The organism is Halomonas sp. DP8Y7-3 (assembly GCF_019801675.1).
Classification (GTDB): Bacteria; Pseudomonadota; Gammaproteobacteria; order Pseudomonadales; family Halomonadaceae; genus Halomonas; species Halomonas litopenaei_A.
On record NZ_JAHVIO010000015.1, the window covers coordinates 1 to 618 of the forward strand.

At 50.6% G+C, this 618-nt stretch carries 2 tRNA genes and 1 rRNA gene; all 3 read right to left on the reverse strand.

The window, feature by feature from the left end:
• Positions 1 to 232: 232 nt before the first annotated feature.
• A tRNA-Ala gene (locus KUV86_RS16585) sits at positions 233 to 308 on the reverse strand.
• Between the two features lie 37 nt (positions 309 to 345).
• Positions 346 to 422: transfer RNA gene (locus KUV86_RS16590), tRNA-Ile, on the reverse strand.
• Positions 423 to 522: 100 nt separating this feature from the next.
• Positions 523 to 618 (reverse strand): 16S ribosomal RNA (locus KUV86_RS16595); the annotation flags it as partial.

Sequence of the window (618 nt, forward strand, 5' to 3'; positions counted from 1 at the left end):
CGCTTCATCGCTTGACCATATAACCCCAAAAGGTCTGTCAATCGATGATGTCACGACAATTGCCGGATACGCTTGAGACGTATCTTACTTTGTCAGCATGATATACATTGTTAAAGAGCGTTAGAGTCGAAACTCTAAGCGAGAGACTTGAAAATCGCCGTCCCGAATTATCGAGCAGCGATGCAAGCATCTTGCTTAGAACTTCTTTCAATGACTGTCATCCAAGGGATGATGGTGGAGCCTAGCGGGATCGAACCGCTGACCTCAACACTGCCAGTGTTGCGCTCTCCCAGCTGAGCTAAGGCCCCATGCAATCTTTGCACTGACGTTCGCCAGTCTGACAAATGGTGGGTCTGGGCAGACTTGAACTGCCGACCTCACCCTTATCAGGGGTGCGCTCTAACCAACTGAGCTACAGACCCATTTGCCACGTTGGGCCTGTAAACAACCCAAACAGTCATTGCTCTTGCTTGATCAGGTAATTCATTGTGAGCACTTACCGACAGTCAGCGACGTGTCGATTAAGGAGGTGATCCAGCCGCAGGTTCCCCTACGGCTACCTTGTTACGACTTCACCCCAGTCATGAACCACACCGTGGTGATCGCCCTCCGAAGTTA